Origin of the sequence: Sphingopyxis sp. (assembly GCF_035250425.1) — a bacterium.
GTDB lineage: Bacteria > Pseudomonadota > Alphaproteobacteria > Sphingomonadales > Sphingomonadaceae > Sphingopyxis.
Window position 1 is genome coordinate 1 of sequence record NZ_DATFFD010000175.1, and the last position, 17,211, is coordinate 17,211.

General features: G+C 65.6%; 15 protein-coding genes. 10 read left to right on the forward strand and 5 right to left on the reverse strand.

What is annotated here, in order from left to right:
• Positions 1-133: 133 nt before the first annotated feature.
• From rsmG to VJ811_RS10535, 6 genes are all read left to right on the forward strand, one after another.
• The gene (rsmG, locus tag VJ811_RS10510) at positions 134-748 is read left to right on the forward strand and encodes a 16S rRNA (guanine(527)-N(7))-methyltransferase RsmG (RefSeq protein ID WP_324072236.1); all 615 of its coding nucleotides are present in this window, start codon (positions 134-136) and stop codon (positions 746-748) included.
• Entirely contained in the window at positions 745-1,527 is a 783-nt protein-coding gene (locus VJ811_RS10515; RefSeq protein WP_324072222.1) for an AAA family ATPase, read from the forward strand. The genes rsmG and VJ811_RS10515 overlap by 4 nt, the downstream gene beginning before the upstream one ends.
• Positions 1,528-2,493 (forward strand): ParB/RepB/Spo0J family partition protein, encoded by a 966-nt coding sequence (locus VJ811_RS10520; RefSeq protein ID WP_324072223.1) that lies wholly within the window; start codon positions 1,528-1,530, stop codon positions 2,491-2,493.
• Positions 2,494-2,779: 286 nt separating this feature from the next.
• Positions 2,780-3,277 (forward strand): DUF4402 domain-containing protein, encoded by a 498-nt coding sequence (locus VJ811_RS10525; protein ID WP_324072224.1) that lies wholly within the window; start codon positions 2,780-2,782, stop codon positions 3,275-3,277.
• A 193-nt stretch (positions 3,278-3,470) separates the two neighbouring features.
• Positions 3,471-4,295 (forward strand): molecular chaperone, encoded by an 825-nt coding sequence (locus VJ811_RS10530; protein ID WP_324072225.1) that lies wholly within the window; start codon positions 3,471-3,473, stop codon positions 4,293-4,295.
• 32 nt (positions 4,296-4,327) lie between these two features.
• The gene (locus VJ811_RS10535; protein ID WP_324072226.1) at positions 4,328-7,117 is read left to right on the forward strand and encodes a carboxypeptidase regulatory-like domain-containing protein; all 2,790 of its coding nucleotides are present in this window, start codon (positions 4,328-4,330) and stop codon (positions 7,115-7,117) included.
• 130 nt (positions 7,118-7,247) lie between these two features.
• Here VJ811_RS10535 and VJ811_RS10540 read toward each other — a convergent pair whose 3' ends face one another.
• A complete protein-coding gene (locus VJ811_RS10540) occupies positions 7,248-8,210 on the reverse strand; it encodes a patatin-like phospholipase family protein (RefSeq protein WP_324072227.1) in 963 nt (320 codons plus the stop codon).
• A gap of 163 nt (positions 8,211-8,373) precedes the next feature.
• Here VJ811_RS10540 and VJ811_RS10545 point away from each other — a divergent pair, with 163 nt between their 5' ends.
• The 3 genes from VJ811_RS10545 to VJ811_RS10555 are packed head-to-tail and all read left to right on the forward strand — an operon-like array spanning position 8,374 to position 12,234.
• Positions 8,374-9,909: an NAD(P)/FAD-dependent oxidoreductase gene (locus VJ811_RS10545; RefSeq protein ID WP_324072228.1), complete on the forward strand. Its 1,536-nt coding sequence runs from the start codon at positions 8,374-8,376 to the stop codon at positions 9,907-9,909.
• A gap of 25 nt (positions 9,910-9,934) precedes the next feature.
• Complete coding sequence (locus tag VJ811_RS10550) at positions 9,935-10,366, forward strand: GtrA family protein (RefSeq protein WP_324072229.1); 432 nt, start codon at positions 9,935-9,937, stop codon at positions 10,364-10,366.
• Positions 10,363-12,234, forward strand: coding sequence for a hypothetical protein (locus VJ811_RS10555; RefSeq protein ID WP_324072230.1), 1,872 nt, complete (start codon positions 10,363-10,365; stop codon positions 12,232-12,234). The genes VJ811_RS10550 and VJ811_RS10555 overlap by 4 nt, the downstream gene beginning before the upstream one ends.
• Before the next feature lie 6 nt (positions 12,235-12,240).
• Here VJ811_RS10555 and msrB read toward each other — a convergent pair whose 3' ends face one another.
• The 4 genes from msrB to VJ811_RS10575 all read right to left on the reverse strand — a co-directional run bounded on the left by msrB (position 12,241) and on the right by VJ811_RS10575 (position 16,344).
• Positions 12,241-12,726, reverse strand: coding sequence for a peptide-methionine (R)-S-oxide reductase MsrB (msrB, locus tag VJ811_RS10560; protein WP_324072231.1), 486 nt, complete (start codon positions 12,724-12,726; stop codon positions 12,241-12,243).
• Between the two features lie 43 nt (positions 12,727-12,769).
• Positions 12,770-14,014, reverse strand: a complete 1,245-nt coding sequence (locus tag VJ811_RS10565; protein WP_324072232.1) for a cytochrome P450 — start codon at positions 14,012-14,014, stop codon at positions 12,770-12,772.
• Positions 14,015-14,101: 87 nt separating this feature from the next.
• On the reverse strand, positions 14,102-15,391 hold the full coding sequence (locus VJ811_RS10570) for an ABC transporter permease (protein ID WP_324072233.1): 1,290 nt from the start codon (positions 15,389-15,391) through the stop codon (positions 14,102-14,104).
• The gene (locus VJ811_RS10575; RefSeq protein WP_324072234.1) at positions 15,388-16,344 is read right to left on the reverse strand and encodes an ABC transporter ATP-binding protein; all 957 of its coding nucleotides are present in this window, start codon (positions 16,342-16,344) and stop codon (positions 15,388-15,390) included. Before VJ811_RS10575 ends, VJ811_RS10570 begins: the two co-directional genes overlap by 4 nt.
• Positions 16,345-16,410: 66 nt before the next feature.
• Between VJ811_RS10575 and queG the strand changes: the two genes are divergently transcribed.
• Positions 16,411-17,211: tRNA epoxyqueuosine(34) reductase QueG (gene queG, locus VJ811_RS10580; protein ID WP_324072235.1), on the forward strand; the 801-nt coding region annotated here is incomplete at its 3' end.

Below are 17,211 nucleotides of genomic sequence, written 5' to 3' on the forward strand. Positions count from 1 at the left end.
CTGAAGGTTGGTTGACGTCGACAATTTCAAAGGAAAGAGCGGGATTCCCGCCTTCGCGGGAATGACGAGGAAGGGTGGCGGCTTGTCGGAAGCATCGAAACTGTTGGATCATGAAGAGGCTGCGCGCGCCTGGATGGAAGACGCCTTCGCGCCAACGCTTGACCAGTGGAAACAGCTCGAGCGTTTTGTCGAAATGCTCATCGCCGAAAGCGCAGAGCAGAATCTGATCGCGGCCTCGACGATCCCGACGATGTGGGTTCGGCATATTGCCGACAGCGCGCAGCTTCTGTCGCTCGACACGCGCGACGGCGATGGTCTCTGGATCGATCTGGGGAGCGGAGCGGGGTTGCCGGGGCTAGTTGTTGCGATACTGAGCGCGCGGCCGATGCTGCTCGTCGAATCGCGCAAACGGCGCTGCGATTTCTTGCGGAGCGTCGCGGCGGAACTCGGTCTTGCGCATGTCGAGGTCGTCGAGGGTCCGCTCGAGCGGATCGAGACGCGGCCCGCGGCGACGATCAGCGCTCGTGCTTTTGCCCCCCTCGACAAGCTTCTCGACTTATCCGCCCGTTTTTCCACCGAATCGACGCTATGGTTACTGCCAAAGGGGCGAAACGCGGTTAAGGAACTGGCTTTGCTGCCTCAGCCATGGCAGAGAATGTTCCACGTGGAACAGAGCCGCACGAACGCCGAAAGCCAGATATTGATAGGGCGCGGAAAAATCGCGGCAAAACAGCGAGGAAAGCGATGATCCGCATTGCCGTGGCGAACCAGAAGGGCGGGGTCGGCAAGACGACAACGGCGATCAATCTGGCAACCGCGCTCGCGGCAACGGGCTGGCGCACGCTGATTATCGACCTCGATCCGCAGGGCAATGCCTCAACCGGGCTCGGGATCAAGCAGTCGCAACGCGAATGTTCGAGTTATGAACTGCTGCGCGGCGACGCGACGCTTGCCGAGTGCGCGATTCCGACCGCGGTGCCGCGACTCGACATCGTCACCGCGACGGTTGACCTGTCGGGGGCCGAGATCGAGCTGATCGAATTTCAGGACCGATTGCACCGGCTGCAACAGGCGCTGTCGAACGCCGAGGCGGGGCAGTGGGATATCTGCCTGATCGACTGTCCGCCGTCGCTCGGGATGCTGACGCTCAACGCGCTTATCGCCGCCGAATCGCTGATCGTGCCGCTGCAATGCGAATTTTTCGCGCTCGAGGGGCTCAGCCAGCTACTCACCACGGTCGAGCGCGTGCGCGAGCGCTTCAACCAGAAATTGACGATCCTCGGCGTCGCGCTCACCATGTTCGACCGGCGCAACCGGCTGACCGATCAGGTGTCCGACGATGTGCGCGAGGTGCTCGGCCCGGTCGTGTTCGAAACGGTGATCCCGCGCAACGTCCGCCTGTCCGAAGCGCCGAGCCATGGCTTGCCGGCATTGATCTACGATCATCGCTGCGCCGGATCGGCGGCCTATATCGCGCTCGCGCGCGAGTTGATCGACCGGCTTCCTAACGTCCGTAAGGCGGCATAAATGGCTCATAACAAAGACGAAACTGGATCGGAATCGACGCCGGCACGCAAACGCCCTTCGGGGCTCGGCCGCGGTCTCAATGCTCTGTTCGGCGATGTCGCGGTCGAGGCACCGGTGCTCGCGACCCCTGGCAGCGCCGCGAAGGCGACGCCGGTGACGGGCGATTCGGTGCAGCATGTCCCGGTCGGGGCGATTCGTCCGCTACCGGGCCAGCCGCGCCGCCATTTCGACGAAAATGCGATTGCCGAGCTGGCCGATTCGATCGGCCTTCGCGGATTGCTGCAACCGATCATCGTCCGCCGCGCACCCGATGGCGAAGGGTTTCAGCTCGTTGCGGGCGAACGGCGATGGCGCGCGGCGCAGCGTGCGGGGCTGCACCAGATTCCCGCACTCGTGCGCGAACTCGACGATGCCGCGACCTATGAGATCGCGCTGGTTGAGAATATCCAGCGCCAGGATCTCAATGCGATCGAAGAGGCGAGCGCCTATCGCCGCCTGATCGAAGATTTCGGGCATAATCAGGAAGCGCTGGCGAAGCTGGTCGGCAAGTCGCGCAGCCATGTCGCGAATCTGATGCGCCTGCTCGATCTGCCCGCGAGCGTGCAGACGCTGGTCGGCGACGGGTCGCTCGCGATGGGCCATGCCCGCGCGCTGATCGGCGCCGCCGACGCCGAGGCGATCGCGCGCCGCGTCGCGAAGGACGGGCTGTCGGTTCGCGCGGTCGAGGCGCTGGTGCGTGCGGGCAAGGGCGGCGATGCGCCGCGCAAGGTGCCGCTCGAATATAAGAGCGCCGACGGCGGGCGCGATCCCGATATCGTCGCCGTCGAGCGGCATCTCTCCGAACTGCTCGGAATCGGCGTCGCGATTCATTATGCGGGCGAAGGGAAAGGGGCGCTGACGCTGAAATTCGCATCGCTCGACCAGCTCGATATGATCTGCCAGCGATTGTCGGGCGAATCGATCTGATCTGCGCCGGGCTGGTGCGTGTGCGATTCTTGCCGGATACCGCTCAATTTGTGCCAGTCCGGGCCGCTAATGAAGAAAACGCGGTCCCCCCGCTCCGCTTTGGATTCTAACTAAACACCTGATTTTGCGTTGTTATCCTGCGCAATGCGGGCCAATCCTTGTTGCATTGTTAACCAAGCTTGCTGGCAAAGCCTGAACAGGTCGCCACCTAAAGAGGTCGGCGAATGGGGTGGGAAATCCATTCGAATTTCGACTTCCAATTTCGAAAATCAAGGGACCAAATCATATGCGCAACTATGGAATGAAGCGCGCCCTGCTGGGCGCCGCGATTGCTGCCCTCGCCATGAACGCCTCGGCGGCGCATGCAGCGTCGGCGACGGGCACGGCGACGGCCAAGATCCTGCGCCAGATCACGCTTACCAAGACGAGCGACCTGCAATATGCGACGATCATCAGCGGCGCGACCGCCTCGACCGTCGCGGTGTCGACGGCTGGTGCCGCGACCTGCGGCGCGGGCCTGACGTGCACGGGAACGACGACGGCGGGCAGCTATGATGTCCAGGGCACCAACGGCGCCGTGGTGCTGGTCGGCGGTGATTCGAGCGTCACGCTCAACGGTTCGCTCGGCGGCACGATGTCGTCGACGCTGACCTATTCGTCGGCGAACATCACGCTCAGCCCGACGGGCGGCAGCTTCCAGGTCGGCGGCACGCTGAGCGTCGGGGCGAATCAGGCTTCGGGCGACTATTCGGGGACGTTCAACGTCACCGCAAACTACCAATAAGCGTTTGGGGGGCCTGGCGGGCCGAGATCCGCCAGCCGTTAAAATGGGGTCGTCGGGCATGGATCTGGCGGCCCCTTTTTTTGTGCGGGACGCCGCAATAGTTAGCAAAATATCAACCATGTTGGCGCAGGCAGGATGCGACCATCGGGACGGTGTGGGGCCGTATCCCGGACGATTGTGGGGATCGTATCCAATGCTTCGCTTTTTGAAGGCCTTCGGCCTGTTCACCGCGGCTGCGCTCGGCACCGCGGCATCGCCCGCGCTGGCGGCGGGCGACCTGCTCGTCGCGCCGACGCGCGTGATCCTCGACGGATCGCGCGGGACCGAGGTGGTGCTCAACAATATCGGCAGCCAGCCCGCGACCTATCGCATCAGCCTCGAGATCAAAAGGATGACCGCCGAGGGCGGGCTCGACGAGATTGCCGAGGAGAATGTGACGGCGGCCGAGCGGAGCGCGCTCGAGATGATCGCGTTCAGCCCGCGCCGAGTCACGCTGCCGCCGAACCAGCCGCAGGTGGTGCGTGTCGGGGTGCGTTTGCCCGAGGGAACGCCGCCGGGCGAATATCGCGCGCATATGCTGTTCCGCGCGGTCCCCGACGCGGCGCCGGCGACCGCCGAGCCGAAGCCGGCAAGCGCGGGCGTGTCGATCGCGCTCACGCCGATTTACGGGATCACGATCCCGGTGATCGTGCGCGTGGGCGACCTTGGCGCCGAAGCGTCGATCGGCGAGGCATGGGTGAGTGAGACGCAAGATGGGCCGGCGTTCAATTTCGACCTGTCGCGCACGGGCAATCGCTCGATCTATGGCGATATCGAGGTGACGCGGCCGGGGGTCGCCGAACCGCTGCTCGTCGCGCGCGGCATCGCGGTCTATCCCGAGGTCGGCGCGCGCAAGGTGTCGCTGCGCGTTCCAGGCGAGCTCGCGGCGAAGCTGAAAGGGCCGGTGCGTATCCGCTACACCGAGGATCGCGAAATCGGCGGCGGCACGATCGACGAGGCCGAGCGGGTGGTGAAATGATCGGATAAGCATGGAGCGAAGCGGGCGGGGCGATGATCCACGCGGCGCTCTCGCGATGCAAACCGGCGATATTGGCCGGGCTGGCGCTGGTGGGGTTGCTCCCTGCCGGCGCTGAAGCCGTTGAGACAAAGCCCGTTTCGATTGCGAGCGACAGCTGGGCGCCGAACGAGGACGAGAGCTGGCTGTTCGACGTGCGCTCGGGGCAGTACCGGCTTGGCGACGGGGTGCGGGGGTATCAGACGCCGCAGGGGATCTGCGTCGATCTTGGCGATGTCGTGCTCGCGCTCGACCTGGCGGTGCGCGTCGACAAGAAGTTGCGCCGCGCAACCGGTTGGGTGTTCGACGAGCGGCGGAGCCTGACGGTCGACCGCGATGCGGGCGAAGTACGTGCGGGAAGCCAGGGTTTTCGCCTGAATGCGACGACGATCCGCGATACACCCGCGGGCTGGTGCGTCGACCTCGACAGTTTGAACGATTGGATCGGGGTGCCGCTGACCGCCGATCTGTCGAACGCGGTGCTGCGGATCGATTCGAAGGACAAGCTGCCGTTCCATCTCGCCGCCGAACGCCGCGCGCGCGCGGCTTCGCTTCGCCCGCAAGCGCAATTCGATCTTGCGAGCCTGCCGCAGGCGGCGCGGCCGTATCAGGCATGGGCGACGCCCTCGGTCGATGTCGTCGCCTCGGCGGGAATCGTATCGGACAAGCGCGGCGGATCCTATGTCCAGGGGCGCTACGAGATTTTCGCGGCGGGCGAGGTGGTCGGCCAGAGTTTCGACGCGCGGCTGTCGTCGGACAATGAGGGCGTGCCCGACAGCCTGCGGATGCGGCTCTATCGCACCGATCCGCAGGGGCGGCTGCTCGGGCCGCTGAAGGCGACGCATTATGGCGTCGGCGACGTCGGCCTGCTCTCGACGGGAATCGTCGCGGCGTCGGCGCCGGGGCGCGGCGCAGTGCTGACCAATCGCCCGATCGAGCGCCCCGACGCTTTCGACAAGACGACCTTCCGCGGCGATTTGCCCGCAGGCTGGGATGCCGAACTGTATCGCAATGGGCAATTGCTCGCTTTCACGAGTCCGAATGGCGACGGGCGATACGAGTTCATCGACGTGCCGTTGCAATATGGCGCGAACCGCTTCGAGATCGTACTGTACGGTCCGCAGGGGCAGGTCCGGCGCGAAATTCGGCAGGTGCAGGTGGGGATGGATTCGATCCCGCCGCAGCAGACCTGGTATTGGGCGGGCTTCGCGCAGGAAAACGCCGACCTGATCGAATTCGGGAGCCGGCGGCGCGGGGCGTTCCGGCGCGGCTGGCGCGGGACGATGGGGATCGAGCGCGGGCTCGACACGCGCACCTCGGCTGCGGCCTATTTCCACAGCCTATTTATCGAAAATGCCCGCTATCATTATGGCGAGGTGGCGCTGCGCCGCTCGATCGGGCCGACCTTGCTCGAAGTCGGGGGATCATATGCTGATAATGGCGGCTTCGCGGCGCGTGCGAGCTGGCTTGCGGCGTTCGGCGAAACCTATGTCCGCGCCGATGCGATACGCGGGTGGCGCGCGTTCGTTTCGGATCGTTTGATCAATAATGTCAACGGTATCACCTCGGTATCGGTCGACCAGTCGGTCAAGCTCGGGCGAACGGTGCTGCCGCTGCATTTCGACGTGCGGCAGGTCGAACGATGGTCGGGGGTCGATAGCCTCGAAGCGAGCGCGCGCGCGTCGGCGAGTTTTCGCGCGCTGACCTTTACCGGCCAGCTCGACTGGAGCCGGACCAAGGTGCCCGTCGGCCCCGATCCGCCCGACAACCTCACCGCCAGCCTGCTCGCGAACGCCCGCGTCGGGCGCGTTCGCGTCCGCGGTGAGGCGCGTTTCGCGCTGTCGGGCGCCAACGCCGATTCGCGCATGACCTTGATCGGCGAATGGGCGGGCGCAGGACAAAGGGGGGGAGACGCCGAATGGCGCGCCGAGCTCGGCTATGATCGCGGGCTCGATCGCGCGCGGGCAGGGCTGGGATATACGCGCCGTTTCAACAAGTTCCAGCTGACTGGGTTCGGCGAGGTTGCAAGCGACGGCTCGGTCGCGGCGTCGGTCGCGCTCGCGTTCAGCTTGGGGCCGAAGACAAATGGCGGCTGGCGCGTGTCGAGCGAGAAGCTCGCGAGCCGCGGGCAGGTCGTCGCCGAGGTGTGGATGGACGAGAATGGCGACGGGGTCCGCCAGCCGGGCGAAGCGGCGCTGCCCGACGTGCCGCTGACCGCGGGCAACGCCTTTGTTGACGCCGTGACCGACAAGACCGGGCGCGGCGCTATCGACGGGCTCGAACCCTTTCGGCCGTTGATGATTGGCATCGACGCCGGCAGCCTGCCCGATCCCTATGTCCAGCCCGCGCTGCCGGGGGTCGTGGTGACGCCGCGGCCGGGTGTCGCGACGCGCGTGCTGTTGCCGATGGCGGCCGCGGGCGAAATCGAGGGCACCCTGCGGCGCGACGGTGGCAATCCGGTCGAGGGGCTGGGGGTCGAGCTGGTCGACGCCGAGGGCCGCGTGCGCGCGACGACGATCACCGAATTCGACGGCTATTTCCTGTTCGAGGGTGTCGCTTACGGGCGTTACACGGTGCGGCTGGGCAAGGCGTCGGCGACGGCGCTGCGGCTCGATGGTGCTTTTGCGGTCAGCGCGGTGCCGGGCAAGGCGACGCCGCGCGTGCGGCTGGGGACGCTGTCGCTGAAGCCGCTGCGCCGTAACGTTGCGATACGGGACGACGCGCCGCCCGGTTGCAACAGTGCCCGTGGGCCGCCGGGTGAGGGAATGATGGAGTGCAGTCGCTAGGCGGCTTTGGGTGGGAGCTGCCATCTGCTCCTTTCGTTCTCCCGGACTTGATCCGGGATCCATTGACGCAACGGTAGCTTTGGACCCCGGATCAAGTCCCGGGGGTGACGATGATAGAAAATGTCCGCCTTCAACTCAGCAACGGTTCCAGCGCGTCCCATTCGCGGTCGACCGCGCGGCGGCCGGCATCGATTGCCGCGCGGATTTTCGCGGGGCTGAATTCGAGCGTTTCGGCGACTTCTTCCTCGGGTTCGATGATGCGGATCGGCGCGAAGCGGTAGCGGGCGATCTGGACGTCGAGCGGGCGGAGGATGCGCGCAGCCTGCGCGCCGCCGATGCCTTCATTCTGGAGCGCGCGGAGCTGGCCTTCGCGCGCGGCTATCAGGTCGTTGATCAGCGCGGCGCCGGCGAGGTCGTTCGCCGAGACTTCGGATTGCAATATATCGACCGCACGCAGCCCGATCTTGATGAGATCGGGGAAGATACGCACCGGACCAGGGCGCGGCGCAGGCGAGGCGCGCACCGCGATCACCCCGCGCGGGTTCATTTCAAGCGCTGAGCTCAAGGGGGTCACATCGCGCACCCCGCCGTCGACCCATTGTTCCTCGGTGCCGTCGCTCGCGCGCGTTTTAAGGGGATCGAAAAAGAGCGGCATCGCGCAGCTCGCGTAAACCCAATTGTGGATGCCGGGCACGCTCTCGTCGATCGTGCGATAGGTTCCGGTGCCGAGATTGACGACGCCGAGGAGCAGCTTGCGCCCGCTCGCGCGCAGTTTCGTGTCGTTCGCGAAGCCCTTGAGCAGGCGCTTCAATGGCGCGGTGTCGTAGAGCGCATCCTCGCCGAGCAGCCCGCCGACGACGCCGAGCGGGCGCGACTTGTAGATCGAACTATTGCCGCGGATGCCGAGCCAGGCGTCGAGCAGTCCCGGCACATCATCCTGCGCGACGCCGAGCGCCTGGATCGCGCCGGTCGACACGCCGGCGACGATGTCGAGGCGGACGCTGCGATTGACGACGAGTTCGTGGACGACGCCGACCTGAAAGGCGCCCTTCGCGCCGCCGCCGCTCAATACGATTGCCAGACCGCCTGCCATGCCGTGCGCCTCCTTGGCTCAGGCGATTTTACAGCAAGATGGGCCGCTTCCCAAGACGCGAAGCCGCGTTTCCGGCAGAATCGCGGGGCGGTGTTAACCACTTTTTATCCATGATTTGCCACAGCGGTAGCGAGCAAGAATTTGCCTGCGGGGAACAATCAAAATGTCCGAAGCCTTTGGTTCGAAAAGCCGTCCGACGAGCGCCGACGTCGCCATCATTGGTGCCGGTCCCGCGGGACTGACCGCCGCCTATCAGCTGACCCAGCAGGGGTATAGCGTGACGGTGATCGAAAAGGATCCCCTCTATGTCGGCGGGATCAGCCGCACGGTCGAACATGAGGGCTTTCGCTTCGACATCGGTGGCCACCGCTTCTTTTCGAAGAGCCGCGAAGTCGTCGACCTGTGGAACGAGATTTTGCCCGACGATTTCATCGAGCGCCCGCGGATGAGCCGCATCTATTATGAGGGAAAATTCTATAGCTATCCGCTGCGCGCGTTCGAGGCGCTGTGGAACCTTGGCATCGTCCGTTCGACGCTGTGCATGGTGAGCTATGCGCAGGCAAAGCTGCTGCCGAACAGGAAGGTCCGCAGCTTCGAGGACTGGACGATCAACCAGTTCGGGCGGAAGCTCTATTCGATCTTTTTCAAGACCTATACCGAGAAGGTGTGGGGCATGCCGTGCGACGAGATGTCGGCCGACTGGGCGGCGCAGCGCATCAAGGGGCTTTCGCTCGGCGGCGCGGTGATCGACGGGCTGAAGCGCAGCCTCGGGCTCAACAAGCGCCCGAACGACGGCATGGAGACCAAGACCCTGCTCGAAACCTTTCGTTATCCGCGGCTCGGCCCCGGCATGATGTGGGACGCGGCGCGCGACAAGGTCGCCCAGGGCGGCAACCATGTGCTGATGGGCCATAGCTTCAAACAGCTGACGCAGGATCAGAAGACGGGCCGCTGGCGGATGACCGCGACCGGCCCCGACGGCGATGTCGTGATCGATGCCGCGCATGTCATCAGCTCGGCGCCGATGCGCGAACTGGCGGCGCGTATCCATCCGCTGCCGGCGTGCGCGCTCAGCGCCGCACCGAACCTCAAATATCGCGACTTCCTGACCGTCGCGCTCAAAATTCGCTCCGAGGATCTGTTCCCCGACAACTGGATCTATATCCACGACAGCAAGGTGCAGGTCGGGCGGGTACAGAATTTCCGCAGCTGGTCGCCCGAAATGGTGCCCGACCCCGAACTCGCATGCGTCGGGCTCGAATATTTCTGTTTCGAGGGCGATGGGCTCTGGGCGGCGAGCGATGAAAAGCTGGTCGCGCTGGCGACGAAGGAAATGGAAATCCTGGGCCTTTGCGATCCGGAAGATGTCGTCGGCGGCGCGGTGGTGCGGCAGGAAAAAGCCTATCCGGTCTATGACGACGATTATGCCAAGCATGTCGAGATGATGCGCAGCGAGCTCGAGGCGCGCTATCCGACGCTGCACATGGTCGGGCGCAACGGCATGCATCGCTATAACAACCAGGATCATGCGATGATGACCGCGATGCTGACGGTGCGCAACATCGTCGCCGGCGAAAAACTCTATGATATCTGGGGCGTCAACGAAGATGCCGAATATCATGAGAGCGGCACCGAGGGCGAGCAGGCCGCGCTCGCGTCGGTTCGCGAGGTTCCCACGCGCGTGGCGAAGGCCGCGTAAGCGCTTGGTCGGGGGGATCGGCGCCATGCTACCGGTGACCAGATTGATCGCGTCGGTGCGGCGCGGCGAGATTCGCTGGCTGAACTATCTGCTCGCAAGCGGGCTCGCGCTGGGCAGCGATGCGGGGCTCTTCCTGCTGCTGCTCGACGCCGGGCTGTCGCCCGTGATGGCGTCGGCGACCGGCTATTGCGCCGGGATTCTCGTGCACTGGCTGGTGTCGAGCCGGCTCGTCTTTGCCGACGGCGCCGCGGCGCGCGGCACGGGTGAACGCCATCGTCAGAAACTGCTCTTTGTCGGATCGGCGCTGGTCGGGCTGGCGGTCACGACCGCGATCGTCGGCGGCGGCAGCGCGCTCGGTCTCGATCCGCGACTCGCAAAGCTCGCCGCGATCGTCGTCAGCTTCCAGACCACCTATTTGCTGCGCCGGCATATCGTGTTCCGGGCTGTTGCGGCATGAGTGACGCGTCCGCGCTTCCTGCGGGCGCAGAGCCATCGGTTCGCGCACCGGAATCCGGTGGCATCATGCTGGGCCCGTGGTTCACTCCGATCCGCATCGCGCTGATCATCTGGGGTATGATGAGCCTCGTCGCGATCATCGCGAAATGGCAGGCGATCGGCGCGCTCGATCTGGCGGACACCGACGACGCGATGCGGATGGCGCAGGTGCGCGACCTTCTCGCCGGCCAAAGCTGGTGGGATCTCTCGCAATATCGCGTCAATCCGGCCGGCGGCGGGGTGCTGATGCACTGGTCGCGCATCGTCGATGCGCCGCTCGCGGCGGGCATCTTGCTGCTGAAACCGCTGTTCGGGCAGGCGATGGCCGAACGGATCGTGATGACCCTGTGGCCGCCGCTGCTCGGCGCGGCGCTCAGCGTCGCCTGTGTGCTCGGTTATCGGGGTTTGTCCGACCGGCGGATCGCCTATGCCGTGCCGCTCTTCCTGATCATGTCGGGTTATATATTGGTGCAGTTCCGCCCGCTTCGGGTCGACCATCACGGCTGGCAGATTTTCCTCGCGATGCTGATCATGGCGCAGGCGCTTCGCCCCGCAACATGGCGGGCGGGCCTGCTCGGCGGATTGTTCGCCGCGGCGCTGCTCGCGGTGTCGATCGAGGGATTGCCGATCGTCGCATTGTTCGCCGGCCTTGCCGCGCTGCGCTGGGCGCTGCACGGACGCGCCGAGGATCGCGCCCGGCTGTGCGGTTATATGGGCACGCTCGCGGGCGGGGCGTTGCTGCTCCAGTTTGCGACGCGCGGTCCCGTGGGGCTGCTCGGCAGCTGGTGCGATTCGCTTTCGGCGCCCTATATGGCGGCGTTCATCGCGGCAGCGGCGATAATTTTCGCAGCCGCCCGGGCCAATCCGGGCCAGTCGTGGACCCGTTTCCTGCTGCTCGGGCTGGCGGGCGTGTCGGCGGCGGGCGCGCTGGTGTGGACCGAACCGCAATGCGCGAACGGCCCTTTTGCTGCGCTCGATCCGATCGTCGTGCAATATTGGTATCGCAACGTCCTCGAGGGCCAGCCCTTGTGGGTGTCGGGGCCGCATGATGCGATCCATGTGCTCGTGCCATCGCTGATCGGTCTCACCGGATCTTTGCTCGCCTGGCGGAACAGCACCGCGGCCGTCGACCGCAGGAATTGGGCGACGATCATCGTTGCGCTGCTCGGGGCGGCGGCGCTGTCGCTGCTCGTCCTGCGCAGTGTTTCGACCGCGCACGTCTTCGCCTTGCCCGGCTGCGCGTGGCTCGGCCTGCGCGCCTGGGCGCGGGCACGGACGATTCCGTCGACCTTGCTGCGCATCCTCGCGTCGGCTGCCGCCGCGCTTACGCTGCCGCTGCTCGGCAGCATGGCGGTGGCGGCCGTGCTCGGCCTGGTGGTCCCGTCGCTGAACGCCGAAGAGGACAAGGCCATCGAAGAGGTCGCCGCGGCAAATCCCTACCGGGAGGACTGCCTCGACCCCTCGGCGATCGCCGAACTGAACCGTCTGCCGACGACGACGATCCTGACCCCGATCGATCTGGGGGCACCGGTGATTTTCTGGACGCGCCACAGCCTGGTCGCGACGCCCCATCACCGCAACAAGGAGGCGATGGCGGACTCGATCCGCGTCTTTGCGGGCGATCCCGGGCACGCCGAGACGCTGGTCCGCAAGCAGGCGGCGACCCTGATCATATTTTGCCGCACCGCCAACGACCTCACCAAATATCGCCGCGCGCGAAAAGATGCGCTCGCGGCCCAGCTTTACGCCGGGACGCCGCCGGCGTGGCTCGAAGCGGTGCCGATCGTGTCGCGCGCCGGGCTGTCGGTGTGGCGGGTGAAGCCCGAGTAGAGGGCGTCAGGTGGGGCGAAAGGTCAGCGCCGCGCCGTTCATGCAATAACGCTTGCCCGTCGGTTTCGGTCCGTCGTTGAAGACGTGGCCGAGATGCCCGCCGCAGCGTTTGCAATGCACTTCGGTGCGCGCATAGCCGAGCTCATGGTCGGTCGAGGTGCCGATGCCGCCCTTCAGCGGCGCCCAGAAGCTGGGCCAGCCAGTGCCGCTGTCGAACTTGGCCCTGCTCGAATAGAGCGGCAGCGCGCAGCCGGCGCAGGCGAAGGTTCCGGCGCGCTTTTCCTTGTCGAGCGGGCTGGTGAAGGGACGCTCGGTCGCCGCTTCGCGGAGCACGCGATATTGCAGCGGCGACAGGCGCTTTTTCCATTCGGCATCGGAAAGCTGCCAGCCGGGCTGCGCTTTCGGGCGCGACGATTTGGCGAAGAGCATCGGTGCGCCGATGATGGCACCGCCGAGCGCGAGTCCGCCGAGAAGATGACGACGTTCGATCATATCCCCGATACGTGCGCCTTCGCCGCAGGGTTACAAGGGGGCGTCAATATTTCTCGATCTGCACCGGGATCGACCGGAAACCGTGGACGAAGCAGGCGTGAACGCGCTCGGGTTCGCCCGTCACGGTGACGCGCATGTGCCGCGCCGCCATTTCCTCGAGCAGAATGCGCAGTTGCAGTTCGGCGAGGCGTGCGCCGACGCAGCGATGGACACCGTAACCGAACGACAGGTGACGCCGCGCATTTTCGCGCGTCAGGTCGATATCGTCGGCGTCGCTGAACACGCTTTCGTCGCGGTTCGCCGACAGGTACCAGAGGATCAGCTTGTCGCCCTTGGCGATCTTGTGCCCGAACAACTCGCTATCCTCGAGCGCGGTGCGCCGCATGTGCGCGAGCGGGGTCTGCCAGCGGATGATCTCGCTGACCGCGTTGGGGATGAGCGCCGGGTCGGCTTCGAGCTTCGCGCGCTGGTCGGGATATTGGTCGAGGCCATAAGCGAGCCCCGACATGGTGTTGCGCGTCGTGTCGTTGCCGCCGACGATCAGCAGCACGAGGTTGCCGATGAACTCATATTTGTCCATGTGGCTCATCGCTTCGCTGTGCAGCATCATCGAGAGCAGGTCGGGGGTCGGCGGCTGGTTCGCTTTCTCCATCCACAATTTCTGGAAATAGACGAAGGCTTCCTCGAGCACCGCGCGACGCTGTTCCTTCAGTTCGGGTTTCTGCGCGAGTTCGACGTCGCCCATCCAGTCGGACCATTCGCTCAATTTGCGGCGGTCTTCCCACGGGAAATCGAACAATATGGCGAGCATCTGCGTCGTCAGTTCCATCGACACGCGGTCGACCCAGTCGAACGTCTCGCCCCACGGCAGGCCGTCGAGCACTTCGCCGGTGCGGTTCCTTATGTCTTCGGACAGGCGCGTCATTTCGGCGGGGGTGAAAGCAGGGGCGACGGTGCGGCGCTGGTCGGTGTGCTGCGGCCGGTCCATCGCGATGAACATCGGCAGCTTGAAATCCTCATCCTCGTCGCGTTCGAGAATCGTGATGCCGCCATATTCCCACGACGAGCTGTAAATGTCGGGCAGCGCCTCGACATGCTGGATCGCCTGGTGACTCGCGATATTCCAATAGGGGCCGTGCGCGCTGTCCTCGCACTTCACGATGCCGCCCAATTTGCGGAGTTCGGCGAAGGGTTCCTGCCAGCGATCCTCCGAATAGATCGCGGCGGGGCTCATGTCATAGGCATGGGGGGCATGAGAAACAGTCTGGGGCTCGGCTGCGGTCGCCATCGGGCATCCTCTCTTTGCAAGGGACTCGCCGCGACGCTTGCCGCCGTCGGTGAAATCAGTTGCAGAATGCCACTGCTAACAGCTTTGTCAATGACGCTCGGCGGCGGCCGCCGTGGCTATCGCAGCAGCCGTCGCACCGCGGCGCCAGAATTTCCAGTTGCCGCCACCGCTGAGCACGCCGACGCGGAACAGGCGCACCGACAGGAAGATGACGATCGCGACCCAGATCGCCTGCCAGCCGAGCGCGAGCAGATGGACCGCCTTGGCATCGTCGGTCGCCGCGCGCGCCGCCATCGCGAGTGGTGAGGAGAAGGGGAATATCTGTGCGAAGGTCGCAAGGCCGCTGTCGGGTGCGGTCGCGGCGGCGGTCGACAGGCTGAACATGCCGACCTGGAAAATGGTGATCGGCAGGCTGAGCATCTGGATTTCGCGGACCGTCCCTGCCTGCGCGCCGACGCCGAGGAAAACGGCGCCGAGAAGCAGGAAGGAGAGGATGAAATAGACGAAGCCGATGCCAAGGAAGAAGGGCCAGCCCGTCGCGGGGGTCGATGCCAGCGCCGCGGCAGCCTTGCTTGCCCCGCCCGCGACGGTGAGCGTCGCCGGGTCCGACAGCATCGCGGCGATCAATCCGCCTCCCATCGCCATCGCGAGCCAGAAGGCGATGAAGAGTATGGCAACGCCAAGAAATCCGAGCAGCTTGCCGAGGAAGACGCTTTCGAGCGGGACGGCCGCGGCAAGGATTTCAATGACCTTGTTGCCCTTTTCCTCGGCGAGCGAACTCACCGTCTGGCCCGCGAGCAGCAGGGTCAGGAGAAAGATGACGAAGACCGCGCCAAAACCGAGCGACTGCTGCACTGCGATGCTGGTGCCGCCGCGCTGGATGCTTTCGAAGCGCGGCTTCACCGGGGCGACATCGCCGGCAGCCCGGTCGCGCAGCACCTGATTTGCGAGCAGGGCAAGGTAGCGGCCCGAGCTACCCTCTGCATTGCGCTCCACGATGCGCGGACTTTCGAGCGGACCGCTCATCACGGCATAGGTGTCGGTGCCCTTTTCGTGCGTGATCGCGAGCGGGTCGGGCGGGTCTTGTCCGGCGATCCGGTATTCGAGCGGGGGCGGGGCTTCGCCGCGCGTAAAGGCATCGCGAAGGCGGCGGTCGGCGGCGCGAAGCGCCTCCACGTCCGCCGCGTCGGCGACGACGACGATGCGCCCGGCGCCGCGCGCGCTATCGGCAAGCTGCGACGCGCCGACACCGCCGGCGAGGCCCATCGCGACCATGAACAGGGGCGCGAGCAGGAAAAGAAGGAAGGTCGGGGTCGCGACGATCGCCAGAAAGTCGCGCCGCGCAACAACGAACATGCTGCGGATGAACGGCGTCACGCGCTGGCCTCCTCTACCGCATCTTCGGTTGCGTCGGCGTCGAACCCCGCATCGACCTGCCGAACGATATGGACAAAGGCGTCATGCAGCGCCGGGCGGCTGATCGACAGGCCGGTGACGCCAAGGCCGCTCGCGGTGATGCGTGCGAGCAGAGGTTCGACGTCGGCGTCCTGAATCGCGAAGTGCCAGGCGTCGCGGCGCAGTTCCGCGCCCGCCGGGAGATTCGCGGCGACCGCGAGCGGATCGCCCGCGGTGCGCGGCGTATAGCGGACCTGCATCGGCAGTAGCGCGCGCGCCTCGTCGACTGTTCCCTCGAAGCGGCGCGCCGAGCGCGCGATGATTGCGATCCGGTCGCAGAGCCGTTCGGCGTGGGCCATGACATGCGTCGAAAAAAGAATCGTCGCGCCGCGGTCGCGCTCGCGCCGCACGAGCGTTTCGAGCCGCTCCTGATTGACCGGATCGAGTCCCGAGAAGGGCTCGTCGAGGACGATGAGGTCGGGGGCGTGGACGATCGAGCCGATCAGCTGGATCATCTGCGCCATGCCCTTCGACATCTTGCGGATCTTTTCGTCGATGACGCGTTCGAGCCCGAGTTCGGTCATGAACCCGGCCGCGCGGCGGCGCCCCTCGGACCAGTCGAGCCCGCGAAGCGCGCCCATGAAGGCGATCGCCTCGCGTGCTTTCATCCCCGGATACAGCCCGCGTTCCTCGGGAAGATAACCGATGCGGTGGCGCACCGACTGCGGCCGCTGCCCGCCGAACAGGCGGCTTGTTCCCTCATCGGGGTCGATGATGCCGAGCGTCATGCGCAGGCTGGTCGTCTTGCCCGCGCCATTGGGACCGAGCACGCCATAGATGCTGCCCGTCGGCACCGCGAGGGACACATGATCGACCGCCTTGTAATTGCCGAAATATTTGGTGAGGCCATTCGCCTCGACGCTGAAATCGCTCAAACCCGGGTCCCCAATCTTGGCTCACCAAGCTATGGCACGGCGAGGCCGCTCGCGTATAGAGCGCCAATGGTTGCCGAAGCCTTGCCTTCTCTCGAAGAACGCCTTGAGGCGGTTGCGCGCGCGCATGGTTTCGCGGCGTTCGGGATCGCGCATGCCGATGCGGCGCCGCAGACCGCGGCGCGGCTCGACCAATGGCTGGCCGAGGGGCGCCACGGCGAGATGATCTGGATGGAAAGCCGCGCCGCGCAGCGGGGATCGCCGAAAGGGCTGTGGCCCGAGGTCCGATCGGTGATCGCGCTCGGCATGAGCTATGCCCCCGCGCTCGATCCGATGGCGCTCGCCGATCATCCGGGTCGTGGGCGGATTTCGGTCTATGCGCAGGGCGGCGATTACCATGACGTCGTCAAAAAGGCGCTGAAGGCGGTCGCGCGCTGGCTGGTGGCCGAAGTAAAGGACGCCGAGGTCAAGGTGTTCGTCGACACCGCGCCGGTGATGGAAAAGCCGCTGTCGGCGGCGGCGGGGCTCGGCTGGCAGGGCAAGCACACCAACCTTGTCAGCCGCGATCATGGCAGCTGGCTGTTCCTCGGCGCGATCTATACGACCCTCGACCTCGCGCCGTCGAAGCCCGGCCGCGATACCTGTGGCAGCTGTTCGGCGTGCCAGGACGTTTGTCCGACGCAGGCCTTTCCGGCGCCGTACCGGCTCGATGCGCGGCGCTGCATCTCGTATCTGACGATCGAGCATAATGGGCCGATTCCGGTCGCGCTGCGGCGCGGGATCGGCAACCGCATCTATGGCTGCGACGATTGCCTGGCGGCGTGTCCGTGGAACAAATTCGCCGAAACCGCGCAGGCGCATCGCGCCTTC